17 protein-coding genes are annotated in these 26,523 nt (G+C 66.1%); 13 read left to right on the top strand and 4 right to left on the bottom strand.

Annotated features, from left to right (window positions below; all coding sequences use genetic code 11):
• Positions 1-119: 119 nt before the first annotated feature.
• Complete coding sequence (locus CVV68_RS12725) at positions 120-575, bottom strand: RNA-dependent RNA polymerase family protein (RefSeq protein WP_110501390.1); 456 nt, start codon at positions 573-575, stop codon at positions 120-122.
• Positions 576-740: 165 nt separating this feature from the next.
• Here CVV68_RS12725 and CVV68_RS12730 point away from each other — a divergent pair, with 165 nt between their 5' ends.
• The 3 genes from CVV68_RS12730 to CVV68_RS12740 are packed head-to-tail and all read left to right on the top strand — an operon-like array spanning position 741 to position 3,950.
• The gene (locus CVV68_RS12730; RefSeq protein WP_211320826.1) at positions 741-1,973 is read left to right on the top strand and encodes a site-specific integrase; all 1,233 of its coding nucleotides are present in this window, start codon (positions 741-743) and stop codon (positions 1,971-1,973) included.
• A gap of 26 nt (positions 1,974-1,999) precedes the next feature.
• On the top strand, positions 2,000-2,956 hold the full coding sequence (locus CVV68_RS12735; protein WP_211320827.1) for a tyrosine-type recombinase/integrase: 957 nt from the start codon (positions 2,000-2,002) through the stop codon (positions 2,954-2,956).
• Positions 2,946-3,950, top strand: a complete 1,005-nt coding sequence (locus CVV68_RS12740; protein WP_110501392.1) for a tyrosine-type recombinase/integrase — start codon at positions 2,946-2,948, stop codon at positions 3,948-3,950. Before CVV68_RS12735 ends, CVV68_RS12740 begins: the two co-directional genes overlap by 11 nt.
• Before the next feature lie 15 nt (positions 3,951-3,965).
• Here CVV68_RS12740 and CVV68_RS23885 read toward each other — a convergent pair whose 3' ends face one another.
• On the bottom strand, positions 3,966-5,000 hold the full coding sequence (locus CVV68_RS23885; protein ID WP_110501393.1) for an RNA-dependent RNA polymerase family protein: 1,035 nt from the start codon (positions 4,998-5,000) through the stop codon (positions 3,966-3,968).
• Between the two features lie 491 nt (positions 5,001-5,491).
• On the opposite strand from CVV68_RS23885, the gene CVV68_RS12750 reads away from it, so the two are divergent.
• The 8 genes from CVV68_RS12750 (at position 5,492) to CVV68_RS12785 (ending at position 13,006) form a co-directional block, all read left to right on the top strand.
• Positions 5,492-6,235: an SGNH/GDSL hydrolase family protein gene (locus CVV68_RS12750; protein ID WP_211320828.1), complete on the top strand. Its 744-nt coding sequence runs from the start codon at positions 5,492-5,494 to the stop codon at positions 6,233-6,235.
• Between the two features lie 6 nt (positions 6,236-6,241).
• Entirely contained in the window at positions 6,242-7,117 is an 876-nt protein-coding gene (locus CVV68_RS12755) for a CE1 family esterase (RefSeq protein ID WP_110501395.1), read from the top strand.
• A 189-nt stretch (positions 7,118-7,306) separates the two neighbouring features.
• On the top strand, positions 7,307-8,704 hold the full coding sequence (locus tag CVV68_RS12760; RefSeq protein WP_110501396.1) for a pyridoxal phosphate-dependent decarboxylase family protein: 1,398 nt from the start codon (positions 7,307-7,309) through the stop codon (positions 8,702-8,704).
• Between the two features lie 255 nt (positions 8,705-8,959).
• Positions 8,960-9,718 (top strand): hypothetical protein, encoded by a 759-nt coding sequence (locus CVV68_RS12765; protein ID WP_211320829.1) that lies wholly within the window; start codon positions 8,960-8,962, stop codon positions 9,716-9,718.
• Positions 9,715-10,089, top strand: coding sequence for a DsrE family protein (locus tag CVV68_RS12770; protein WP_110501397.1), 375 nt, complete (start codon positions 9,715-9,717; stop codon positions 10,087-10,089). The genes CVV68_RS12765 and CVV68_RS12770 overlap by 4 nt, the downstream gene beginning before the upstream one ends.
• A 56-nt stretch (positions 10,090-10,145) precedes the next feature.
• Positions 10,146-10,739, top strand: coding sequence for a carboxymuconolactone decarboxylase family protein (locus CVV68_RS12775; RefSeq protein ID WP_110501398.1), 594 nt, complete (start codon positions 10,146-10,148; stop codon positions 10,737-10,739).
• Positions 10,740-10,810: 71 nt separating this feature from the next.
• Positions 10,811-12,439: an HD domain-containing phosphohydrolase gene (locus tag CVV68_RS24615; protein WP_281268289.1), complete on the top strand. Its 1,629-nt coding sequence runs from the start codon at positions 10,811-10,813 to the stop codon at positions 12,437-12,439.
• A 66-nt stretch (positions 12,440-12,505) separates the two neighbouring features.
• Entirely contained in the window at positions 12,506-13,006 is a 501-nt protein-coding gene (locus CVV68_RS12785; protein ID WP_245933515.1) for an OsmC family protein, read from the top strand.
• On the opposite strand, the gene CVV68_RS24620 is transcribed toward CVV68_RS12785, so the two are convergent.
• Positions 13,001-15,910 (bottom strand): helix-turn-helix transcriptional regulator, encoded by a 2,910-nt coding sequence (locus CVV68_RS24620; RefSeq protein ID WP_110501401.1) that lies wholly within the window; start codon positions 15,908-15,910, stop codon positions 13,001-13,003. The genes CVV68_RS12785 and CVV68_RS24620 overlap by 6 nt on opposite strands.
• Positions 15,911-16,785: 875 nt before the next feature.
• A complete protein-coding gene (locus CVV68_RS12805; protein ID WP_110501403.1) occupies positions 16,786-18,552 on the bottom strand; it encodes a glycoside hydrolase family 13 protein in 1,767 nt (588 codons plus the stop codon).
• Between the two features lie 108 nt (positions 18,553-18,660).
• On the opposite strand from CVV68_RS12805, the gene CVV68_RS12810 reads away from it, so the two are divergent.
• Positions 18,661-19,818, top strand: a complete 1,158-nt coding sequence (locus CVV68_RS12810; protein WP_306415693.1) for an ROK family protein — start codon at positions 18,661-18,663, stop codon at positions 19,816-19,818.
• Between the two features lie 408 nt (positions 19,819-20,226).
• Positions 20,227-26,385 (top strand): Ig-like domain-containing protein, encoded by a 6,159-nt coding sequence (locus tag CVV68_RS12815; protein ID WP_110501405.1) that lies wholly within the window; start codon positions 20,227-20,229, stop codon positions 26,383-26,385.
• The last annotated feature ends 138 nt before the right edge of the window (positions 26,386-26,523 follow it).

Here is a 26,523-nt window from a genome sequence, read left to right on the forward strand (position 1 = left end):
TGACATTCTCGGAGCTATATTCGGTAATGTGGAATACCTCTAGAACAGAACCCCCTGTGGAGGAAACAACACCAAAAACAGGTGGGAATCACGACACCAGATGGACAGTGAAACGGGTCCTACCAGCTGATCCGGCCGAAATCTGCCCGGAGCCTGGCCCCACGGGGAGGGTGGACACACGCAACCCACGTGATGCGCCCCAGCAGCTGCGCCCGGAAATCAGGGTGCCCCTCCCGATTTTGGCTCTCGGGTCCGTGGACGGCGCAGTTGCGCAGCACCGCCTTCAAAAGGTCGAACTCTGATCGGGTGATATTCGTCCGCTCGTTGACCACCACGCCGGTCACGCTCTGCCGCACCCCGGCCGGGTGAATCCTTGTCTTCAAGCCGTTCAGCGCATGGCCCTCGTCCGCCACAATCCGGGCCGCGCCGCGCACAAAGGCATCCGCGCGACGGGCCAGTTCAGCACTCCCGCTGAAGGCAAGGTCGTCTGCATAACGGGTGTACACGGCGTCGAACGCGCCGGCCCAGCCGGAGAGCCGCGAATCCAGTCGGCGCAGCGTCAGGTTGGCCAGCATGGGCGAGGTGGGCGCGCCCTATGAGCAGTGCTGGGTTATGTGCAGTGCTGGTGCGTCAGCGTTGGTGGGGGTGGTGGCTCTCCACAGTCACTGCTCATAATCCTGGTGGATTCTGGTTATGCGGGCCCGGCACCGTGCCGGGCCTTCGTCATTGGAGGTGCTGTGATGGTTGCCGTATCGGAACTGGTTTCTGGCCTGGATGCCGAGCTGGTTCGTCTGGGCTACAAGGATTCAACGATGAAGTGGTATCGGGGCAACTGGGGCCGGCTGGAACGATTTTTCGTGTCCCGCGGGGAGCAGGAATTCTCGCTGGAGACGGCGATGGCCTGGGTCGATGAGAGCTGCGGGGGCTTTTTCATGAAGGAACAGGCTGGCACGCTCAAGGAGACGGAGGTGTACTTGTTCCGGGTCGCGCAGATGCTCGATGATTTCTCGGTGCACGGGGCGGTGCTGCGCCGCTATTCCCGCACCGTGAGCAAACTGTCGGCCGGTGACGCCGATGTCGTTGCCCGGTTCCAACAGTGGCTGCAGGCTCGTGGTTGCGCTGTATCGACGGTGCGTGCCTATGCGACGGTGGCCGTCGAGTTCTGCGGATTCATTGGCACGCGGGGCGCCCTGGCTTCTCTGGATGGCATGTTGGTTGACGCGTTCGTGGCCACACTGGCCGGATATCAAGCCAAGACCGTGGAGCACAAGCTCTGCGCGGTGCGGTCCTTTCTTCGCTTCGCCCAAGGCGCCGGACTGGTCGGTTCGGCGGTGCTGGAGGCAGTTCCCGCTGCCAAGTCAGTCAAAGGGGCCAGGGTTCCCTCGGTGTGGGATCCGGGGGATGTGAGGAAAATCTTGGAGGCGATCGACCGGGACAACCCCTGCGGCAAGCGGGATTATGCAATCATCTTGCTCATCACTCGTCTGGGGCTGCGTGGCATCGACGTGAAGAGACTTGAGTTCAAGGATCTTGACTGGCCGGGAAACAGCATCTCGGTGGTGCAAGCCAAGACCGGCCGCAGGGTGACGCTGCCTCTGCTCAAGGACGTCGGCTGGGCATTGATCGCGTACATTCGCTCCGGCCGGCCCATCACGGATTGCCCGCAGGTGTTCGTGCGGCACACAGCCCCGATAGTGCCGTTTTCCGATCAGGATCATCTGTATCAGATCCTGATCAAACACGCCCGGGTGGCGCATGTGCCGCTTGGGGAGAAACAACGCCATGGAATGCACTCACTGCGACATACCCTGGCCACCCGGCTTCTGGAAGAGGGCACACCCATCGAGGCGATTGCTGAGATTCTCGGTCACCAGTCGGTTGCATCGACCGGTGTGTATTTGAAATCCTCGCTGAAACTCTTGACGCAGTGTGCCCTTGACCCGGACGTACCGGTTAGGGCGGTGACACCATGAACGTCGGCAGCACACTAACCGAGGCGATGGCGGCCCTGGTGGGCCAGAAGCGTGCCGTTGGCTACAAATACCTCGCCGAGGCGCATACGCTGGCCCGGTTCGAGATATTTTCTCGAACCGAGTTTCCCGGGCTGGAGACGGTGAGCGAAGAATCCGTGCAGGCATGGATCGCCGCCGCCCGGCGGCGCGGTGTCAAGCCCTCCACGGTGCAGAGCCTGGCCGCACCCATCCGTGAACTGGCCCGCTGGCTGAACAGCCACGGCACCACAGCGTACGTGTTGCCCGCCGGCATGCTGCCCCAACCCACCCGCTACGTCCCGTATATTTACACCGACACGGAGCTGGCAGCTTTTTTCACACAAACAGACCGGTGCCATTACTGTTCGCAGGTTCCGCTGCGCCACCTCATCATGCCGGTGCTGTTCCGCACCATCTACGCCTGCGGCCTGCGCTGTTCCGAAGCCCGCCTGCTACGCGTCGAAGACGTCGAGTTGACTACGGGCGTGTTGCAAATCCGTGATGCGAAAGGCGGCAAAGACCGGCAGGTGCCGGTCTCCGAGGCGCTGCGCGTCAGACTCGCCGACTACCACGACCGGGCCTCGGCGCACCCAGCCTGGGAAGGTGAATGGTTCTTTCCCGGCCACTCAGGGCGCCCGCTCACGCTCGTCAACGTTTACCACAACTTTCGCCGGTTTCTGTGGCAGGCCCGCATCCCTCACCGCGGGCTGGGCCACGGCCCTCGAGTCCATGACCTGCGGCACGTTTTTGCGGTGAACAATCTTCGGGCATGGTTCGCCCAAGGCCAGGACGTCGCGGCATTGCTGCCGGTTCTGCAAACCTACATGGGTCATTCCTCCATAGCCGACACCGCCTACTACCTGACCCTGACCGCCGAGTCCTACCCGGACATCACCGCCCGGGTGCAGCAGGCCATCGGCGACGTGGTCCCACCTATCACGGAGGAGCAGGGCCATGGCCACTGACTTCGCGATCTATCTGCGCCGTTTCCTCACCGACTACCTGGCAGGAATACGCGGCTACTCGACCAACACGATCCTCTCCTACCGGGACACGTTCAAACTGCTGATCTGCTACCTCCGCGACCAGCGATCCATTCCGCCAGAGAAGCTGACCCTCGAGCAGATCGATGCCCGTGCCATCACCGGGTTCCTTGACTGGCTCGAAACCAGCCGGGGAAACAGCACCTCTACCCGCAACCAGCGCCGGGCGGCCATCGACTCGTTTTTCACCTGGATGCAAACACAAGACCCGACCCGCATGGCCTGCTGCCAGGACATCCTCGCCATCCCCGCCAAGAAAAAGGACCAGCCCGCTGTGGCTCACCTGACCGTCGAGCAAACCCGAGGACTGCTGGCGTTGCCCGACCGGTCCACCCGGCAGGGCAGGCGCGACGCGACACTGCTGGCCACGTTGTATGACACTGCAGCCAGAGTCCAGGAACTCGCCGATCTGAGCGTCGGCGACATCCGCCTGGACGCCCCTGCCATGGTCACACTGACTGGCAAGGGCCGCAAAACCCGCCATGTCCCGCTGACCGGCAACACGGTGGCGCTGCTGGCAGCGTACCTCGCCGAACACCACCTCAACAGTGCAGGCCATGACCAGCAACCCCTCTTTTTCAACCAACACCAGTTCAAACTCAGCCGCGGCGGAATCACATGGATCCTTCACAAATACCAGAGGCGAACAGATAACCCAGAGCTCACCAAAGCCCGCCTCAGTCCGCATATCCTTCGCCACAGCAAGGCCACCCACCTCTACGACGCCGGTGTTCCCCTGCCATATATTCGCGACATACTCGGCCACGCCGACCTCTCGACAACCGAGATTTACGCGCGTGTCTCGATCGAGGCCAAACGCAAAGCACTCGAAGCGGCCTACAGCGAAATCGTCACCACCGACCTACCCGAATGGAACCAGAACCCAGAACTGCTCACCTGGCTCGACAACCTCTAACCCGACAACCGAACATTATGAGCAGTGTCTGAACCGCGCCACCACCCCCACCAACGCTGACGCACCAGCACTGCACATAACCCAGCACTGCTCATAGGGCGGTTTATGCGCAGCTGCGCATAAACCGCCCTGCGGCAAGTGGGACGTGGCAAGGGCCCTGCGCAGGGCAAAGCGGTCCGCGGGGTCGCCGCCGGGCGGCATCTCGGCGATGACGCCCACGGGCACCGCGTGCGTGCACAGGCCGGTCAGCCGCTGGGCCACCGACTCGGTGAACCCGGCCTGCCGGAGCACGCCAAACACCTTGCCCGGGGTGACATGGGCAAAGAACGCGGCAAGGTCCAGGTTGACCACCATCTCGGAGCCGGTATGCAGTGCGGCCCCGCTCACGGCACTGCGGCCGGGCACAAAACCGTGGGCGCAATCATGAAGCGGGATCGGCGCGAGCAGTTCCCGCAGGACCTTTCGTTGGAGCGCACGCAGCCGCGGATGTGGAATCTCCAGCAGCCTCGGCACCCGCCCGGGCCGGCTCCTCCACTGATAGCGGTAGTGCTGCAGCCGCGTGCTCCTGGCAGTGCGGTTCCAGTGCCTGGGGTCGGCAAACCACTCCAGCTCGCCGACGGTCAGGCCAAGGGCATCCACCAGCTCGGCCAGCGTATCCAGCCGGGGGACCTTGGCCTCACGGGCCGTGGCAGGCGACGCTGCGTAATGCACCAGCGTGATTGGCCTGCGTTGCCTGGCGGCCTTTTCAACGGCTTCCCCGAAGGCCCCGCATTCAAGAACGACGGCGGCCAGCTCACGCGGTGCGTCGGCCGGGCATCGGTGGTAGCTGGCGAGAACGTGGGCGGCCAGCGGCCCCAGCCAACGCCGTCGTGCCCCCAAAACGCCAGCCCCGGCGGCGGTCAGGGCCGGTTTGGACCACTCCCCGGCCGCGAGGAAAGCGTGGGACAGGGCTGCGGCAAGCACGTCCGGAGTCGGCCGGGTGGTGCGGGCCAGCACGGCCGCACCGGGCGTGGGCGCCGACGATGTGGGCGGCGGGTGCGGCGGGGCCATGTGTGCAGGATTCATGGGTGCGACGGCTTCATGGATGACCTGTCAGTCTGTTCGGGCGCGCTGCTGCGCGGAGCGCAGAGCCGCGCCCGAGGCGCTTGCTGGAGGCCAGTCTTCGTCCCCCGGGGTATCCCCGGAGAGGGTGGTGCACCGGGGTGCCCGCCCGCCTCATCCCGAAGCCGTCGCATGCAGCCACCCTAACCCACCTGCAGGCGCGGGTGTCAGGGCACTCCGGCGCAAGGCCAAATTCGTGGCGGGTCCATTCGTGCGGGACGAAGCGGCGGGGCCAGCCTGCGGCGGCATGCCGCGCGCCGCAGCCGGGTGCGCCGGATTTCCATGGCAAACGCCAAGGTCGTCCGCGTACGCTGGATTCCGAACAGCCGTCTGGCAGGTTTTGGGTGCGTTCCGACGTGCTGACGGAGAGATAGCGGGCAGGGCAGGTGAATCGCTTGGCGGATGGCGGCCGCAAAATTGGTGGCGGGACGATCCTCGGGATGCTGGCCGTTGTGGCCATGCTGGTGCTGTCCGCCTGCCATGGTGTCCCGGCCGCCACCCCCGGCGCCGCTTCCACCGCCTCTTCTTCCGCGTCCCAGGCAGACAAACAGGTGCACAAGGTGGTGGTGGTTGGCGATTCGCTCAGCACCGGGATGGGGTCCTCGGTGGAGGACGCCTGGCCCAGCCTGCTAAGTGCCGCCCCCCTTGACCCCGAGGACAGTTTCGACGTCGTCAACGCCTCCCAAAACGGCAGCGGCTATGTGCAGGTAGGTTCCAATAATTCAACTTTCGGCAAGCAGGTGGAGCAGGCCGTCACCTCCGATACCGAACTCGTGGTGTTCTTTGGGTCCGAGAACGACATGGGGAATTCGACGGCGGACATCGGCGCCGCGGCAACGGCAGCCTTTGGGGCGGTCAAGGCCAAGTCTCCCCACGCCGTCGTACTGGCAGTTGGGCCCCCTGCGTACACGACCCAGCCGGAGGCCGCACGGCTCGCCGTCAGGGATGCGATCCGAAAGGCCGCCTCCGGAGCGGGCGCCCTGTTCGTGGACCCGATCGAACAGGGCTGGTTCATCGGCGAGGTGGCCGAGCTGGTGGGTCCCGACGGCGTGCACCCCACGGCAGCGGGCCAACGGTACCTGCAGGCGCAGCTGGAAAAGCTCATCAAGGAAGAGATTGTCCCCAATCCAACCGCCGCGGCACCGCCGCTGTCGGATCCTTCCGGCAGCGCCCGGGCGAAGTAGGTGGCGATGAGGGCCCAGGTCGGTCCGGGCACCGGGACCAGCAGCCAGAGGATCACGGTGGGCGGGCGCACCCGCACGTTTTCGATGGCCACGGCGACGGCTGGCCACGGAAATGAACCCGCCGCGCCGTCGGCGGTGCTGTTGGTGCTGCACGGTTCGAGCCAGACTGGGCTGAAGGTGCGGGCCTTTAGCGGGCGCAGCTTTGACTACCTCGCGGCTGGCGGCCGCGTGGCCGTGGTGTACCCGGACGGCCTGAAAAAGGCGTGGAACCATGCTGCCAGGGACGCCCATACCGTGGATGACGTCGCGTTCATGGCGGCGCTGGCTGACCACTTTCACGCGCTGTATGGACCGGTCCCGGTGATTGCGGCCGGCTACTCCAACGGCGGGCAGATGGTGATCCGGCTGATCCACGAGATCCCTGACAGGCTCGACGGCGCCGCCATCGTCAGTGCCACCCTGCCCCGGCCGGGCGGGTTGGCCTTTGCGGATAAGGCACTCCCGCTGCCCGTGCTGCTGATCCACGGCACCCGCGACCGGGTGGTGCCCTACCGCGGCGAAGGCAGGTTTTGGGGCCGGTGGGCCCGCAACCCGGGGCCGTCCGCGCCGGAGACGGCACAGTATTTTGCTGCTCGGAACGGGATCACCGATGCTCCCTCGGGGGCCGTCCTGCCGCACCGGCCCGAAAGCGGCCGAACCTCGGTCCGCGCCCGGCGGTACACGCAGGCGGGCTGCCCCCCGGTGACCCTGTATACCGTGGTGGGCGGCGGGCACGTGGTGCCGAACCGGCGCAAGCGGGCCATTTTTGTCCTGGGCCGGACCACGCAGGACCTCACAGCGGTGGAAGCCGTGGCGGACTTTTTCCCGGTGCTGCGGGGCTGAACCACACCGCGGCCAGCCTGCGAGTCCCGTTGTAAGCCGTGCTGCGGGCCTGAGGCATGGTGGCCGCCGTGATGCCCCTGGCCCTGTTCGGGACACTTCTGGCCGGGACTCCACCGGGGGAGTACGGTGAGGATCCACCGGCAAAACAGCGTTTCTTCCATCCTTACCGCATTTGGAGGCATCGAGGTCATGAAAACCCACAGCCAGGCAGGGGAATACCGCGCCGCCCTGGACAGTGCACATGGGCATGCAAGCGCCTGGCTCGAGTCCCTTCCGAGCCGTCCGGTCGGGCCCAAGGTGGACGCCGATGCGCTCCTGGCCAAGTTCTCGGCGCCCCTGCAGGAGCGGCCATTGGATGCCGCCTCAGTTGTCGACGAATTGGCGCGCCTGGCGGATCCCGGACTGATGGCGATGCCCTCGGGCCGATTCTTTGGCTGGGTCATTGGTGGCACGCTGCCTGCCGCGATGGCGGCGGACTGGCTCGTCAGCGCCTGGGACCAGAACGCTGCCATGCGCTACGCAACGCCGGCCACCGCGGCTGCGGAGGAGGCCGCCGGCAGCTGGCTTCTGGATCTGTTGGGACTGCCGGCCGGGGCCGACGTCGGATTCACCACCGGAGCCACAGGGTCCAACTTCGTCGGACTTGCCGCGGCCAGGGCGCATGTACTCGACGTAGCAGGCTGGGATCTCGCCGCCGACGGCCTGACGGGCGCGCCCAAGGTGAGGGTCTTTGTTGGCGGGGAGCGCCATGCATCCGTGGACCTCGCGCTGAAGTACCTCGGGCTCGGCAGGCCAACCGAAGTGGCCGTCGACGAGCAGGGACGCTTGGTCCCTGGTGCGCTCGCCGAGGCGCTGGAGGCCGGCCGCGGCCCGGCGATCGTCTGCCTCCAGGCCGGCAACCTGCATTCCGGCGCGTCGGACCCCATGGCCGAATCGGCCGAAATTGCCCACCGGCACGGGGCCTGGGTTCATGTTGACGGCGCCTTTGGGCTGTGGGCCGCCGCGAGTCCGACGCACCGCCACCAGCTCTCCGGGCTCGAGGACTGTGACTCGTGGGCCACGGATGCACACAAGACGCTCAATGTGCCCTACGACTGCGGCGTGGCCATTGTCTCGCGGCCCGAGGTGGTGCGCTCGGTTTTTGGCGTGCACACCAGCTACCTCGTGAACGACGACCGCGGCCCCGGCGACCCGTTCGAGAAAGTGCCGGAGTTTTCCCGCCGCGCCCGCGGCGTGCCGGTGTGGGCCGCACTGCGCTCGCTCGGCCGCTCCGGCGTCGCGGCCCTCGTCGACGGACTGGTTGCCCACGCGCAGGCCTTTGCGGAAGGATTGGCGCGCATGCCCGGCGTCGAAGTGCTCAACGACGTGGTCTTCACGCAGGTGTGCGTGAGCTTTGGCTCCGACGAGCGGACCCGGCGCATCACCGCACGGATCATCGCCGACGGCACGACCTGGATGTCTGGCTCGCGCTGGGCCGACAGGGACGTCCTGCGGATCTCGGTAAGCAACTGGGCCACGGACGACGACGACGTGGCGGCGTCACTGGCCGCCGTCGCGCAGGCCATTTCCGCCGAAGACGCGGGCTGAACGGCGCCGCGGCGGCTCTCAAAACCACAGCGGCAGCGACTTGGCCGGCGATCGGCCGGCCCTGACACCGTTGCCGCGACGGTCCTGATCCCGGGCTGACCGCCCGGCCGTAGTGTGCCCGACGCCCGCCGCGGTGCGAACCGCCGCGGGCCAAGGGCCTGGCGAAAACGGAACGCCGAAGATGGGGCAAGTGCCCCATGTGCCGCACACCCTTGCGGCCATAGGATCTCCCTAACAGCGGAGAAGGAGATCGAAATGGTTACGCGGACACCCCAGGAATATGTCGAGGCGGCAGTCTCCGGCGCGGTCTTGACCGCCGGCATGGCAGAACGTTTCGCGGGCTACGCCCTCATGGGCATGCCGTTCAGCTCCGGACACTACCTTGCATTCCGGCATTTTCCCGCCAGCTCAATCGGCCCGGGGTACCGGTCCGTCTGGCTGCGCAGGCCGGACGGCCAATGGACGATCTACGCCGACGCACCGCCGGAGCTGAGCTGCGCACGTTACTTCGGCTCCGCCCTCATCGCCGCACGGGTCGCCGGCGTCACCGAGTCTTGGAAAGGCCCGTATACCGCCGCCGTCACTGTGCCAGGGGTTCTGGAATGGCGGTTTGAGCTGGCGCAGTCATCGGCCACCAGGGCCGTCGGGGCAATGGTCGCGCGGATGCCCGAACGGCTCTGGGGCAGCGGTCCCGTGCTTCGCGGAATGGGAATGATGGCCGGCCCGGTACTCGACGCCGGGAAGCTGAGATTCTCCGGCACGGTCCCCAACGGCCAAACGTTCCGGGCGCAGCCACGGCGAGTGTGGATTGTCCGGTCTGCTTCGGCCACCATTGACGGCGCCGTTGCCGGCCGTCCCGGCCGCCTTCCACAACAGGAACACCTGCGCGATTTCTGGCTTCCGCAACGGGGCCTCTTCGTCGCCGACCTTGGTGTGGCATTCCCCTCCACCGCGGCGGCAGGCAACGGTGCAGCCCAGCCGGCGGAAAGCAATTCGGAAACGAGGACATCATGAACAAGCAACTGAACAAGGCAGTGATCAGCCTGACAACCGGGCTGGAAGATCCTGAGCGTGTCACCGTCGCGTTTCTGGTGGCCGTGGGGGCCGCGGAAAAGGGCAGGGAAACCAGGATGTTCCTGACTAAGGAGGCGGTTCGGCTGGTGCTTGAGGGGTTCGCGCACGTTGTGGCCTGCGATGGGTGCCCGCCACTGCCCGCACTTCTGGAACGGTATGAAAAAGCCGGCGGCCGATACCTGGTCTGTCCCATTTGCCTGGAGGCACGCAAGATCGATCGCTCCGGCTTCATGGCCAATGCCGAAGCGGGCGGCACCGTCCAACTGTGGGAGTGGATCGGCGAGGACCCGGCCGTGACCTTCAGCTACTAGCCCGCACGAGCTTTCATCCCACCTACAAGGTTTCCATTGAGAAGGGGAAGACCATCATGGGCATCGTCGAAACCATTCCCGAGACCCAGGCCACCGGAAAGACTGCCGAGATCTACGCGCAGGACCGGGACGCACTGGGCTACGTACCAAGCCACACCAAGGTCCTGAGCTTGAATCCCGAAGCATTTGCCGCGTGGCGGGCCTTGCAGGGAGCCATCGCCGGATCGATGGACATGCGCCGCTTCGAACTCGTGACCCTCGCCGCGGCCCTTGGCATCGGATCCAGGCATTGCCGACTGGCACACGGGAGCAAGGCAAAGAGATTCTTTGACGAAGGGGAACTGGTCCGGATCGCAAGGGACTACCACGATGCCGGGCTTTCCGAAGCTGAAGTCGCCATGATGGACTTCGCCCAAAAGCTCAGTTCAGATTCCGCTGCCATGACCGACGCCGACACCCTGCTCCTGCGCGGGGCCGGCTTCAGCGACAGGGAGATTGTCGACATCGCGCTCGCAGCCGCGGCCCGCAACTACCTCAGCCGGGCGTTGCAGGCGCTCGTTGTCGACGTGGACGTCCCGCCCGGCCTTAGCGAGACCCTGCGTCAGGCCTTGCTTGATCCACTGAACACCCGCGAGTCCGTAGCCGGCTGATCCGCGCCATGCCAGCCAAGCAGCCGCGGCCCGCCGCCTACCGGCGACTGTCCCGCCGTATACTGGAAGCTGTGACGGAAGCTACGTCGGGTTCAGCGAGTGCGGGCCGGCCTCCCGACGCGCTTGGCGCCGCAGGACCGGTCCCGGTGGGTCATGCGGGCGCCCCGCACCGGACCGAAATTCTGGCGGCACTGTCCCTGGCCATCGACCTGGGACTCGGACAGCCCATGGAGCACATGTTGCGGGCCACGTTGTTGGGGCTGCGCATCGCGGACCGGGCCGGCGTCGACCCGGCGGCCAGGGGGAGAATCTACTACGCAAACCTGCTGGCCTGGATTGGCTGCCACGCGGACTCTTTCGAACTGGCTGCGCTCTTCGGCGATGACATTGGTTTCCGGGCCGACTACTACATGGTCGATGCCCGCGGACTGCCGATGCTTTCGCTCATGCTGCGCCATGCGGGCTCAGGCCTGCCGCCCCTGAAGCGCACCGCCCGTCGGTCGCTGTTTGCGGCCACGGCGGCCACTGCGGTCCGGGCCTTGATCCGGTCCCATTGCACCTCGGCCGGCCACCTGGCATACAGGGTCGGCCTGGATGCGGGCATGCCCGCAATCCTGAGCCACACCTTCGAACGCTGGGACGGCAAGGGGCTCCCGGAAGGCAGGTCCGGCGTCGAAATCCCCCTGGAGATGCGCATTGCGCAACTGGCAGACGTGGCCGAGGTCTTCCTGCGGACCCGCGGACTCGACGCGGCCGTGGCTACCGTCAGGAATCGCCGGGGCACGCAATTTGATCCGGAACTCGCCGACCTCTTCTGCAAGTACGCCGGTGAACTGACGGAATCGCTGCTGGACATCGATCCGTGGCCCGCAGCGCTGGCGCAGGCCCCGGACAACCGCGCGTTGGCGGGGGAGGAACTGGATACTGTGCTCGCGGCCGTCGGCGATTTTGCCGATCTGAAGTCCCCTTACACAGCGGGGCATTCCAGGGCCGTGGCCACGCTCGCGGCTGAAACGGCGGCTGAGTACGGGTTGAAGGCCGCGGAGATAGAGGTGCTCCGGCGCGCCGGCTGGGTCCACGACCTTGGCCGGATGGGCGTCTCCAACGGTGTGTGGGACAAGAAATCCCCACTGTCGTCCATGGACTTGGAACGGATCCAGATGTACCCGTTTTTCGGGGAAAGGATTCTGGGCCGTGTGCCCGGCATGGGGCGTGTGGCCGAGGTTGCCGGGGCACATCACGAGCGCCTGGACGGATCCGGCTACCCGCGCGGGCGAGGGGGTGCGGACCTGGACCCCAGCCAGCGGATCCTGGCGGCCGCGGATGCCTACCAAACGTCCCTGGAACCGCGCCCGCACCGTCCGGAAATGTCGCCGCAGGCTGCCGGACAACGGCTTCGTGCGGAGGTCGGGGCCGGCCGGCTGGAGGAACGGGCAGTCGATGCCGTCCTGGTGGCCGCGGGCCAAAAGGAGCGACGGCGGCGGGTCTGGCCGAAGGGGTTGACCGAACGGGAGGCGGAGGTGCTCGGGCTCCTGTGCCACGGGATGAACAATCGTGAAATAGCCTCAGCCCTGGTCATTTCCCCGAAAACCGCACGCAATCATGTGGAGCACATTTATCTGAAGATCGGTGCGGGTAACCGGGTTTCCGCCACCCTTTTTGCATTGGACCAGGGGCTGTGGGACCGGGCGGCCGGGTAGCCCTGGACCTTTTCATTGTTGCACCGCGGCAGGTCAAGCGAACGAGGAGAAATTGAGGCGATGGCCATGAACGATTTGCGGACACTCCAGGAACCGCTGAAGCAGCGCTACATGGCCGATCCAGCCGCCGCGCTGGTGACCCTGCGGGCGGACGGTGACCTCGGCACCGGTGTGTCCTGTTCGGTGCAGACGGGGCATGCGATGGTGGAAGCAGGCCTGCACCCGGGAACCGGTGGCGACGGCCTGTCGATATGTTCCGGGGACATGCTGTTGCAGGCTCTCGTTGCTTGCGCAGGGGTGACGCTGGGCGCGGTTGCGTCATCGCTGGGCATCGATGTCTCGGGCACGGTGCATGCTGAAGGCGACCTGGATTTCCGAGGCACGCTCGCGGTCGAGAAATCGGTTCCGGTCGGCTTCCGTGAGATCAGGCTGCGCTTTGATCTGGTCTCCGACGCCGACGGGGAAAAGATGGCTGCATTGATTCGTCTGACCGAGCGGTACTGCGTGGTCTTTCAGACACTTGCGGCACCGCCGGCCCTGTCGGTCTCCCTGACACGGCGGCTATGAGGCGGCCGGCCGGGTAGCGAGCCGTGAAAGGTCAAGGCGGTTCGAGGTGCCTGTCTTCCGCAGAAGGTTGGAGATATGCGAGCTCACGGTCTTCTCGCTGATCACCAGGGATGCGGCAATCTCCGCGTAGGTGCGTCCGGCGATGACATATTCGAGGATCTCACGCTCCCGCGGGGTGAGCCCGGGCAGTGCGGCATGTGGCGCCGCCGGTTCGCCGGCGACTGGAAGGACAACCGTGATCCGGGCGCGCGCAGCAAGTTCGCGCAAGTGATCCCGGATCGGCCCGGCCTGGAGTTCTTCGGCAAGGGCGAGCCCGCGGCGCAGAAAGGAGACAGCCAGTCCGCGCTGCGTATGGCCATGCAACAGCAGTGACTCCGCGGCCCGCCAACAGCAGTAGGCCTCCTCCCAGCGTAGGGTTGCCTCATGGCAGGCATCTGCGGCCCGGATCCAGTCCTGCGCGTTGCCTGCACGGTCGCGGGCCCGGCCCACCTCGGCGGCATACATCAGGTCGAGCGCCGCCAGCTGCAAGGTGTACAGCTCGGTCGCTTCGCCCATGTCCCGCAGCGTGGCCGGGAACCGTTGCACCAGCTCGTCGGTGAGGGTTGTCAGCTCGACGGTGGGGCGCCCAGCGTCCTTGGCCAGCTGAATCAGGTCCGCGAGGGAACGGGCGGCAACAGGAACGAGCCATTCGCACATCGTGGGGGAGAGGCCCTCCCCGGTCGCCCCGGACATGGCCGCGGTGTAGGCCGCCTCGGGCCGTCCGACTGCCAGACAAACCTCGGAGCGGATGGCATCGAAGTCAAGGTTGAGGAACGCGGAATTCTGTGCGTACAATTCCTCGGCGCGCGCAAGGTGCGCCTCGGCCTCCCCCAGCCGGCCCTGCCAGGCTGCAAGCCGGGCAGCCGTCAGGCGGGCGGCGACGTCGCCCATCGTGCCGGGGTCCGAACCGAGCGCCACGCGCAGTGCCTGCCTGCATTCCCGCCAGAGGCCGACGGCGAGGTAGCTCTCAGCCTCCGAGGCGGCCATTTTGGCGATGTACACGTGCGGTGCACCAAGCCGCCCCAATTGCTGCCTCCCTGCGCGCATGAGATCGGCAAAAGCCTGGCTGGCCCACGTCTCGGTGGAGTTGCCAAGCCACATCGTGGCATGGACAAGTGCCCAGAATTCACGGGCCTGCGCCGCGGCAGAAATGGCCTCGGCGGCAAAGGCCCGGCCCTCCCGTCCCGACCCCCTGACCAAGGCGGACATCGCGCTCGCCGTCAGTGCATAGGACAGTGCGCGGGGATGGCCCGCCGTGCGGGCAACGTTCAGCGCCTGCGCGGCGTGGCTTTCCGCCCCGGCTTCGTCGTTCCACAGCTCGACATGCGCGAGTTCGGCCAACGCAAGTGCGTACTGCCAGCTTTGCGGCTCGACGTCGGCGAGCCGGACTGCATCGCGCATCTCGCCAATGTCCAGGAAGGAACGCCCCGTGGAAAAGCGCAGGTGCGCCCGCCGCACCAGCAGTTCGGCTGCGTCCAGTGGCCTGGCGCTGACGTCGGTCCCCGCCAACAGCGCCTCCACCGCCTCCAGTTCTTCTTCCATGGAGCCTGTCTCCTCTGCTGCGGCCCGCAGCCTGGACCACAACTCCTGCTCGCTCTCCGCCGCGTCCGGAAGGCTGCGGCGCAGGGCCACTGCACGTTGAAGCAGGCGCAGCATCTCGGCTGCCCCGCCTGCGTGCCCCGCGGCGGCGGAGGCACGCAGGGCCCAGCGGTAGGCGTCGGCAGTGTGGCCCGATGTGAAATGGTGGTCTGCCAGTGCCGCCAGCGACTCAAAGTCCGGGGCTTCCTGGTCGTCCAGCCGGTTCTCCCCGTGGGCGGCAAATGCGCCATGCCACCGCATCCGCACTTCAGCGTCCAACCGCTGCTCGAGGACCTCGGCGATCAGCGGATGGTGAAACCACCAGTGTGATCCTTCCTGGCTGCACTCCACGATACCCGCGTCGGCCGCCTCGTGCAGGAGTGCCAGGATGTCCTCTGGCCTGCCGTCCGGCCGTGCGACGGCGCCGAGGTCCTCCGGCCGCAGAGGGCGGCCACCCACTGCCATGAGCTGTGTGAGCCGCTGCGATGCGGCGGACAGGCTGCGCCAGGAGCGCAGGACCGCACCCTTCAGGTCGGCGGGCAGTTCGACCGGCAAATGGCGTGCCGCGGGTTCCAGGCCTGCCACTACCAGTTGGTTGAGGTACGCGTTTCCGGCAGTGTGGGCGAAGATTTCCTGCAGCAGCGACTGGTGCGGGGGAGCGCCCAGGAGGTGGGTCACCTGGGCCTCGGTGTCCAGGCGGTCCAAGGGTTCCAATCCCAGCCAGTCGATGCGGGGCAGGCGCCTGATGTCGGCCAACCAGCGCTGCAGCGGGTGGTCTTCGGCAACCTCGCCGGTGCGCAGGGTGGCGATGATGGCCAGACGCCGTTTGGGCGGGCCGGCGATGAGATACATCAGCACATCCAAGGTGCTTTGGTCAGCCCACTGCAGGTCGTCAATGACCATCACCACCGGCCGGCGCTGGCAGAGTTCTTCAAGCCAGATGTCAATCGCGACGGGCACATCGTTTGGCGGTTCGCCGGCTTTGGGTAGCATCGGGCGGGCATCGCCCTCGAAGCGGGGAGCGGCGCGGAAGGCCGATCGCAGTGCAAGGAACGGGACCGTCATCGACGCCAGCGGCAGGCAGGCGCCGGCGAAGATCCAGGCCGCGGGGCCGGGGGCATTGCAGGCGTGCTGCACCAAGGCGGTTTTCCCGACACCGGCATCCCCGGAAACCACGAGGGTGCCGGCCGTGCCTGCAGCCGCGCTGGCCAGAAATTGACCAAGGGTGCCCAATTCCGTTGCCCGCCCCACAATGTCCGCGCCGTCAGCGCCCGCGTGTTCACCCACCCTATAAGTTTCGCACCGCCACAGCCGGCGGGCGCGGAATCTCAGGGTTTTCCTTGAATCTCTGAGGGGCGGTTCCGGATGCTGTGCTGCGGGTTCGGGAGGAGTGTGGAGACATCATATCCACACTCCAATGAAAGGCAAGAGCATGTATGTTTTACATCCTGCACCGCGGTGGACGGGTCTTGCCGCCGCCCTGCTTCTGGCCTTCGTCGTCCCTGCCCCTGCCGATGCCAGGCAGGATCCGGTAACGTCGGGGGGAATGGTGCCGGTGGTGACTGGCCAGCAGTGCCCGTTGACACGGATCGACACTCAATTTGTCCGCTGTGACGCCCTCACTGGGGCCGGGGTACCCGCCCCGTCCTGGGTGCCCGAGAGCTGAAAGGGACCGCGCACGCCGCCCGGCAGGGTCGCGTGCGCGGACCCCGAAACGCGCCTGCATTCCATGAGGCCCGCGCGTAAAATTGATCCCACTCTTCACCGAGGCGATACCGAGGCGATGGTGGCAATGTTTCTTTCATCCAACCCGGCAACAACCATTCTTCCGGTCGCGGTCGCGGCCCGTGCCAGAACATATTATGAGGAGTCCCTCGGTTTGGAATTTCGCGGGCAATCGGCCGACGGCAACCTGTTTTTTAGCCTCGCGGGGTCTGCAACGCTCGCACTCATGAAGGACCCCGCCGCGAAGCCGTCCGGGCACGCGGCCCTCAGCTTCGAAGTGCCGGACATCACAGCGGCGATTGGCGACCTGGGCACCTGCGGCGTGATGTTTGAGGACTACGACCTGCCCGGGCTGAAAACCACGAACCACGTTTGCGTCCTCGGGACGGAAAGGCTGCCTGGTTCAAGGATCCGGACGGCAACAGCCTGTGCCTGCATCAAAACACGCCAACCGGGCCGTCCAGCTGGACCAGCCAGGCGGTGGCTTCGGCCGGAAGCAGCCCGTCAGCCAGCGGGACGCTGGTCAGCAAAACGGTTCCCGCCGGCAGCTCAACGGCGGAGGCGCCGAAGTTCGTCACCACGGTCCAGCCGTTGGGGCGCACAAATTCCAGTACGTCAGGGTTGGCATTCTTCACCCAGGAAAGTTCCTCGGCGGCCTGCAGCCGCGGGCGCAGCGCCAGGGCCTTCCTGTACAGCTCCAGCGTGGATGCCGGATCCTGGTCCTGGACCGAGACGGCGACACCGGCAAACCAGTCCGGCTGGGGAAGGTGCGCCGGGGCGTCGCCAAAGCCGAAGGAGACATCCGTGGCGGTCCAGGGCAGCGGCACGCGGCAGCCGTCGCGGCCAATTTCGACGCCGGCGTTGCGGAAGAACGTGGGGTCCTGGCGTTCGGCGTCGGAAATTCCGGCCACTTCGTGCAGGCCCAATTCCTCGCCCTGATACAGGTATGCGGAGCCGGGTAGTGCCAGCATGAACAAGGTGGCGGCCCGCGCGCGGCGCAGTCCGCGTGGGCGGTCCAGCTCTGTTTCGGGGCCGCCGGCCAGCAGCCAGGCCTTGCCGTCCTGGCCCGTGTATCCCTGGCCATCCTCCGCCGTGGAGCCACCAACGGCGCCCTCAACAGTGCCTCCAACGGTGCCCTGGGGCAGGCCGTAGCGCGTGGCGTGCCGGACGACGTCGTGGTTGGAGAAGACCCAGGTGGAGGACGCTCCGCTGGCAGCGGCCTCGGCGAGGTTCTTGGTGACGAGCGAGGCGAACTGGGCGGCGTCGAAGTCTGCCTGCAGCAGGTCGAAGTTGAACGCCTGGCCCAGACCCCCGGTGGTGGCGTAGCGGGCGCGGCGGGACTGGTCCACCCAGGCCTCGGCGACTGCCGTGCGCGGCGGGTTGTACTGGTTGAACAGGGTGCGCCACTCCGCGTAGATTTCGTGGACTTCGTCGCGGTCCCAGAACGGATGGGAGCCGTTGTGGAGCTTCTCCAGGGCGTCGATGGCCGCTTGGGACGGCAGCGGCTCGGTCAGGTCCTTCATGAGCGCGTGCGCCACGTCAATGCGGAAGCCGTCCACGCCGCGGTCCGACCAGAACTTCAGGGTGGCCAGGAAGTCGTCGCGGACCTCGCGGTTGTCCCAGTTGAAGTCGGGCTGTTCCGAAGCAAAGAGGTGCAGGTACCATTGCCCGTCCGGCACGCGCGTCCAGGCCGGTCCGCCAAAAACGGACGTCCAGTCCGACGGCGGGAGCTCGCCATTGGTGCCCAGGCCTTCGCGGAAGATGTAGCGGGCGCGGGCGGCGGATCCCTTTTCCGCCGCAAGCGCCTCCTGAAACCATGCGTGCCGGTTGGACGAGTGGTTCGGGACGATGTCCACGATCAGCTTCATGCCGGCGGCGTGGATGGCGGTTGCCATTTCGTCAAAGTCGTCCAGCGTGCCGAGGCGGGGGTCCACGTTGCGGTAATCGGCGACGTCGTAGCCGCCGTCGGCCAGCTCGGACGGGTAGAAGGGGCTCAGCCAGAGCGCGTCCACGCCCAGCTGCTGCAAGTAGGCAACCTTGGCTGTGATGCCCTTGATGTCTCCAAGGCCGTCGGCGTTGGCGTCGTAAAAGCTGCGGGGGTAGATCTGGTAGACAGCGGCCTGGCGCCACCAGTTGGGGTCGGTGGAGAGACCCCGGGGGCTGCTGGAAGGAAGCGTGGTGGCGGTGGGCGTGGAGGCAGGCATGGGGTCCTTTTCTGGTGCCGGCGGGCAGTGTGGATCTTTTATTTAGAATCTAAATTTATATACTGCTAATATTAGCCCGATTACACGGCGGCACGTCAAGGGGCAATTTTGGCAGCAACGGCAAGCACCCCCCAACAGCTGCGTCACACCAATATGGGCGCGGTGCTCGCCGTCATGCGCCGCAGCACCGCCGTTACGGGAACCGACCTCATCGAGGCGACGGGGCTGGCCCGGGCCACTGTCATTGCCGTGTGCGACGACCTCATCAATGCAGGGTGGGTCCGCGAGCTGCCGGCCCAGCGGACGGCCGTCCAAAAGGGGCGTCCCGCGCGGGTCTTTGAATTTGACGCCCGGGCCGGTGTGGTGGTTGGCCTTGACTTCGGCGTGGCCAAGGCCACCGCCCTTGTTGCGGACCTGCGCGGCGCCGTCCTGGGGAAGGCCACGGAGAGCTTTGGCGGGTTCGTGGAGCCCGTGGCCAAACGCCTGGCCACCATTGACCGGGCCATCCGGGCGGCACTGGCGGCGGCGGGAGTGGGCGCGGAAGCGGTGCTGGTGGCCGGCATCGGAATTGCGGCGCCCGTGGATCGCAACGGCAACATCCCCCACAGTCAGAGGTTTTGGGAACACTTTGACATTGGCATCCGGGAGGAGCTGCGGGGGCGGCATGGCTGGCCCGTGCTGTTGGGCAACGACGCCGATCTGGCCTCCATGGCAGAACATTGGATGGGCGTCGGCGCGGGCGTGGACGACCTCGCCGTCATGCTCGCTGGCGAACGCATCGGCTTTGGCCTGATCGAATCCGGGCGCCTGCTGCGCGGCGCGTCAGGGCGGGCCGGCGAGGTGGGCCAGCTGGACCTTGTTGAGGGCGTGGGGACGCCGGATGGCATTGCCCACCTGGCGCGTGCGCTGGCCGTCACGGACATGGCAGCCCCGAAGGATGTCACCGCAGAGGCCGTGTTTTCCGCGGCTGCCCGCGGCGACGCGGCCGCCGGGCAGGTCCTGGAGCGGATCGCCCGGCGGATGGCCCGTGTGATCGCGCTGCTCGCCACGTTCACTGACCCGGAGCTGGTGGTGATCGGCGGGGCCGTGGCACAGTCGGCGGCCGTGCTGCTCGGACCGCTGGGCGACGAGCTGGCCAAATTCATGCCCACGCCCCCGAGGGTAGCCGTGTCCACGCTGGGCGATGCCATCGTGACGCTCGGTGCCGTCCGCCTGGCCCTGGATTACGTGGAGCAGAACGTGCTGGAGCTGGTCCCACTCCGGTAAGTCCGACTCCTGTCCCGGCGCTGTGGCCGGTGCCCCAAACGCTGGCCCTCCCGTAACGGAGTGGTCATTTGGCATTAACCCACCGAGTGGATCAATCCGGTACCCTATACATGAGTGGCTCCCGTTGGGTTTTGATGAGGCCTCCAGTCGCACTGAGTTCAATGGTTCAGCACACCCAAGGTCAACGGGCAGCATTCGGCCGACCGTGCGGCCCGCCAACAGGTCTCGGCCAACGTGGCAGCGGGGGAGTCCTCCCCATTGCGGCATGGTGGCTGCCACTGAAGACTGGGAAGGCGGGAAGCCTGCCCTGCAGCTGCTGACAGGACGGTCACAGTTACGGCAGTTCACCGGCACGCACGTATAAGTTCACACCCGGCCGCCACCAGCCGGAACAGCAAGGGTCTCTCAATGGCATTGAACGATTTGTTCTCCCGTTCCAACGGCAGGGCGCGCTTCTTCACAGCATCTGCCGCAGTGGCGGTGTCCGCGGCGGTGGTGACCGGCGCCATTATTTACCCCGGCTTCAGCACCGCGGACGTTGACCTCAATGACGGCAGTGTCTGGGTGACCAACCGTTCGGCTGGCCTGGTGGGCCACCTCAACGACCAGTCCAAGGTGCTTGACGGCGGCTTCACGGCCACCACCACCAACTTTGACGTCACCCAAAACGCCAACAATGTGTTTATGGACAGCGACGCCGGCACCCTGCTGAACCCGGTCAACATCCCCATGATGGCCATGGCGTCGGAAACCACACTTGGCGGCGGAATTGACGTTTCGCAGGGCACCGGCATGGTGGCACTGACCGACTCCGGCCGCGGCAAGGTCTGGGCGCTGTCCAACGCGGACGTCCCCTCCTTCAGCGTCCAGGGCACCAAGCCCATCTTGTCCGGGCTGGGCGGCGCCGTCTCTGCCACGGCCCCCGACGACACCATCTACACGGCTGATCCCCAGGCCGGCGAACTGATCACCACCTCCATGGACGACGCCGGCAAGGTTGCCTCCCAGGAGCGGGCGAAAGTTGCGGGGCTGGCCGGGCTCACGGATGTCCAGCTCACCGTCGCCGCGAACCGGCCGGTGGCCTTTTCGCCCAAGGCGGGAAAGCTGTTCCTGCCCGGCGGCAAGCAGGTGGCCGTTGCCGATGCCGAGGGCGCATTGCTGCAGCAGCCTTCAGCGGATGCCGACTTTGTGGCCCTGGAAACGTCCAAGGGGCTGCTGACCCAGCCGCTGGACGGTTCGACGGGCAAGGTCCTGCCGCTGGGGACCACCGGCAAGGCCGTTGCACCGGTGGTGCAGGGCAATTGTGCGCACGCGGCCTGGTCCGGAGCGAACAAGTATGTCCGCGCCTGCGCAGGCAGCGGCAAGGTGGTGGACATCCCCAAGGCAGGGGGGCAATCACTGTTCGTCTTCCGCAAGAACCGGGATGTGGTGGTCCTCAATGACATTAACAGCGGCAATGTGTGGCTGGTCAACCAAAACATGATGCTCGTCAACAACTGGGACGACCTCAAGGCGGACCTGAAGAAGGCCGACAACGCGGACAAGGACTCCGCGGACCCCAACGTGGTCAACACGCTGCCGGACCGCACCAAACCGAACCGTCCCCCGGTGGCCGTTCCGGACACCTTTGGTGTTAGGGCAGGCAACACCACCATCCTGCCGGTGCTTTTCAACGATTCAGATCCCGACGGCGACGTCCTGACCGTCGAGGCCCCCGCTGTTGACCCGCCGGCCGGTTCCGTCCAGGCCATCTACGGCGGCACGGGCCTGCAGATCAATGTGCCGGATGGGAAAAAGGGAGCGGGCACCTTCCAATACCTGGCCAGCGATGGCCGGGGCGGAACTGCGCGCGCGGCCGTCAACATCCGGGTGGTGCCCGGCAGTGAAAATTCCGCGCCCAAGCCGCTGCGCGACACCACGCTCGTCGTTGAGCAGGGCCAGACAGTGAGCTTGAACGTGCTCTCCGACTGGCTGGATCCCGAGGGGGACGACATCTTCCTCACGGGTGCCAAGTCCGACGACGGCACGGCGGCCATCAAGACCAGTCCCGACGGGGTCCTCAAATACACCGACGACGGCGAAAAGCCCGGCATGAAGACCATGACCATCACCGTCTCCGACGGCCAGGCCAGCACCGACCATAAGATCAAGGTCAATGTGAAGCCCGGCGGCAGCGTCCCGCCCGTGGCCAACGCGGACTTTTACCGCGCCCAGGTGGGCGAACCAATCGTCCTGGCACCGCTAAAGAATGACCAGGATCCGGCTGGCGGCAAGCTCCGGCTCGCCAACGTGGCCAAGCCTGGCAACGCCACTGTCTCAAAAATAGCCGATGACGGCACCGTCACTTTCACCGGCACTGCTGCCGGCGCCGTCTATCTTGACTACCAGGTGACCAACGGTCCGCAGAGCGCCACGGGCCTTATCCGCGTTGACGTGATCGCTTCTAGGAACCCGGGCCCGCCCGTGGCGGTCAAGGACCTCGCCATGCTGCCCGCCGGTGGCTCCGCCCTGGTGGACGTGCTGGGCAATGACATGGATCCTGCCGGCGGTGTTTTGGTGGTTCAGTCCGTGACCTTGCCGGACGGTTCCCCGGTTTCCGCGACCATCATCGACCGCAACGTCGTCAAGCTCACCGACGTCCGCGGCCTCAGCGGCACTTTGAGCATCAAGTACACGATTTCCAACGGCACGGCCAGCGCGGTGGGCGAGATATCCGTCATTCGCATCCCGGCGCCGGACAAGGTGCTCCCTCCGCGCGTTGAGCCGGATTCCGCCACAGTCCGCGCCGGGGACGTGGTCAGCATTCCCGTCCTCGAGAACGACGTCGACCCCAACGGTGAGGTGCTCAAGTCCCCTGTCGTGGTGGAAGGGGTGGATAAGTCCATGGGTCAGCTGTTCACGGACCAAAACCAGCTGCGTTTCATTGCCGGGAAAACAGCCAAGACCGTCACGGGCGTCTACAAAGTGGCCAACAGTTCCGGCCAGTTTGCCTCCGCCCCCGTGAACATCACCATTGTTGCTGCGGATCCCGAACGCAATCAGCCGCCGGCACCCAAGAACCTGACCGGCCGCGTCATCGCCGGCGACAAGGTAAAAATTCCGGTGCCGCTGAACGGGATCGATCCGGAAGGCGATTCCGTGGAGGTGGTGGGACTGGACAAGGCCCCCACGCTGGGAACGGCCGAGATCGGCAACGGCTACATTTTTTACACGGCCGGCGGCAGCTCTACGGGTACCGACTCGTTTACCTACCGTGTGCGGGACAGGCTCGGCGCCGAGGCCGTTGCCCGCGTCGACGTCGGCGTGGCGCCGCCGCTGACCGTCAACCGGCCGCCGGTGACCGAGGATGACTTCATCACCATCCGCCCGGGCCGGAAGGTTGCCTTGGACGTGACGCTGAACGATTCGGACCCCGACGGAGGGCAGATCGGCGTGGTGAAGAACGGCTTCCAGGGTCCGTCCGTGATGAAACCGTCCGTTGACCGAACCGGCAACGTGGTGGTGACGAGCCCGCAGGAGCCGGGCACCGCCACCATGCTGTACACGGTCGCGGACAAGTTCGGTGCCAGGGCCACCGGCAACATCCGCATGACAGTTACCCCGGATGCGCCGCTGCGCGCCCCCATAGCCCGGGATGACAGGGTCACCGTAGCGCAAATGCTGGGCCGGAACACCGTGGACGTGCCCGTCCTGGACAACGACGCCGACCCCGACGGTGTGACGGAGACACTGAAGGTGGCCCTGGACACGGTGCCCGGCCAGCCGGCGTCGGACGCCACAGTGACCTCCAAGGGTGCGGTGCGCGTGCCGTTGATACCCACTGATCAGATGATCCCGTATACGGTGACAGATCAGGACGGACTCAAGGCCACAGCCGTCATTTGGGTGCCCGGGCTGGACAAGCAATATCCCATCCTGTCCAAGCACGACGTCATCCGAGTCACGGCCGGGCAGTCGGCAACGCTGAAGCTGGCCGACTACGTCAAGGTCCGCGCGGGGCACACCCCACGCCTGACCGAGGCGTCCAAAATCTCCTTGCTGGGCGCGCCCAGCAAGGACGTCATTACCAGCGACGGCGCCGGCATCAAATACGCCCCGGACCTGAAGTTCTTTGGTCCGGGGTCCATCACCTTCGAAGTGACGGACGGGACGGGCCCGGACGATCCCAACGGCCTGAAGTCGACCCTGACAGTCATGACGCTGGTGGATCCCGCGCCCAACGCCAAAACGCCCAAGGACAAACCAAAAAAGAACACCCCGCCCACGTTCACGGGATCAACGTTGGATGTCCCGCAACAGGAATCTGCCACCCTCGATGTTGCGCCGTTCGCCTTTGACGTTGACCCGGGGGACAAGGCCAAGTTCAAGTTCTCCCTGGCCGGCAACGGCCCGGCGGGGTTCAAGGTGAAACTGGACGGCAGCGTCCTGACCGTTTCCCAAGCCGACGGCACCAAGGTGGGAACAGCGGGCACGGCGCACGTGCAGGTCACGGACGGCACCAATCCTCCCGTGAGCGCCGACGTCGTACTGAAGGCGACGTCCTCCTCGAAACCGCTTCCCGTGGCCAATGACGACGTTGTCACCGACGCCCACGCAGGGCGCGCAGAGGTCGTCAAGGTGTTGGGCAACGACGTCAATCCGTTTCCTGACACGCCCTTGAAAGTGGTGGGAACGTCCGTGGAGACCGGCAGCGCCGGCATCACCGTCACCAACAATGACGATTCGGTGACAGTCAACACGAATGAGAACTATAAGGGCACCGTGGTGGTGCGCTACATAGTCCAGGACAAGACAAAGGACACGGACCGGTATGCCAACGGGCGGATCCGCATCACAGTCAAGGGCCGGCCGGACGCGCCCACCAAGCCGCGGATCTCGGAGGAAAAGGACAAAGCGGTGCTGCTGACGTGGGACACGCCCGCGGACAACGGCGCCCCCATTACGAAGTACGCCGTGGCCTGGCCGGGAGGCTCGCAGGACTGCGGGACCAACACCTGCACCATCACGGGCCTGACCAACGCGAAACCGTACAAGTTCACGGTCACGGCCACCAACGTGGTGGGCACCTCACCGGTTTCTCCGGCCTCGGCAACGGCCACACCGGACCGCAGGCCGGATGCGCCGGCCGCCCCGACAACTACCTTCGGGGACGGAAAGGTTGACCTGAAGTGGGTTGCCCCCGTGGGTGAGTTCTCGCCGGTGAAGACCTACAACGTGCAAATCTCCCCGGCCCCGGCGGGACAGAACGGCCAAAAAACAGCCGTTTCCGGCACGGCGCTCACCTGGCCCGGGCTGAGCAACGGAACTGAATACCAGTTCCGGGTGCAGGCCGTCAACAGTGCGCCCAAGCCGTCGGACTGGGGACCGTATTCGGCGTCTGTGGTCCCGGCGGGGCTGCCCGCCGCTCCGGCGACGCCCACGGTGCAGACGCAGCCGGCCGTCGGTTCCAACAGCCAGGTCAATGTGGCATGGAACGAGCCGTTCATCAATGGCGCCCCCATCACCCGCTATGACCTGGAAGTCTCCGGCGGCGGCAAGGCGAGCCGCATCATCCCGACGGCGGCACGGAACCAGGCGGTCTCCGTGGGCACCTCCACCGCCGGCTACCAGTACCGGGTTCGCGCCACCAACAAGGCCGGGACCAGTGCATGGGGGCCCAAGTCGGCACCCCAGCGGGCGCTCGGCAAGGTGGGGACGCCTTCGGCACCCAGCCTGGCGCTGGTGGGAACCACTGGGGCTGGCGGGGCGGTCAAGGTCACCTTCAACGCGCTCGGCGAAGGCCAGCTCAATGGGTATTCGGCCAGTGAAGTCACCTACTGCGTGAAGCTGTCCACCACGGGCGAGACGTGCAATGTGCAGTCCGGCGTGACGTTGTCATCGCCCAACGGGTCTCCCGTCTATGCCAACGTGGCGGTACGTCCCATCGGCGGCTCGGGCAGCCAAAACGGCGACTACTCCGGGGCGTCCAAAACCGACACGCCCTACGGCGCGCCGGGCACGGCCAACGTCACTGCTACCAATGGCGGCCAGGATGACACCTGGGTCAGCTATTCCTGGAGCACCCCGGGCGGCGTGGATGCCAAGGCCATCCAGGTCCGCATCAACAGCGGGGATTGGGTCACCAAGGCCGCGAATGGCAGCGGGACCTTCAACACCGGCGGCTTCAGCACCCCCGCCAAGTTCGAGGCAAGAACATTGAACTCGGTGGGCACCCCCGGACCCGTGGCCGCGGCATCAGCCACCAGCGGGGCCAAGACGCCCCCGCCGCCGCCGGTCACGCAGTGGAACATGACTCACAACGTTGGGGACAGGACCTGTATGGACGCGTTGGGCGGCACCCACTGGGTGAATGGCGACTGCTCCAGCTCCCAGTATTGGCTCAACCCAGGAAATACGATCGTCACCAACTGCTATGTCAACAGAAGCGGTTCGGTGCCGGGCAAGTGGTACAGGCAGCAAAGCGGCCCGAATGCAGCCAACGACAACTTGTTTGCCCGCTGGGATTCATTCAGCGCGGATCAGCGCAACCAGCCCATCCCGGAATGCCCCCAGCCTCATGGGTGGTAGCCGGCCCCGTCAATGCCCGAGTGCCCATCGCCCCACGGCTGGTGACTGCACCATGGTGCGATGGGGAGAAGTCTCCATTGCACCGGGTGCCGGTTTATTGGCACACTACGTAGGGTGGTCCGGGAGCCGGGTCGCAAT

The organism is Arthrobacter livingstonensis, from assembly GCF_003219815.1.
GTDB classification, from domain to species: Bacteria; Actinomycetota; Actinomycetes; order Actinomycetales; family Micrococcaceae; genus Specibacter; species Specibacter livingstonensis.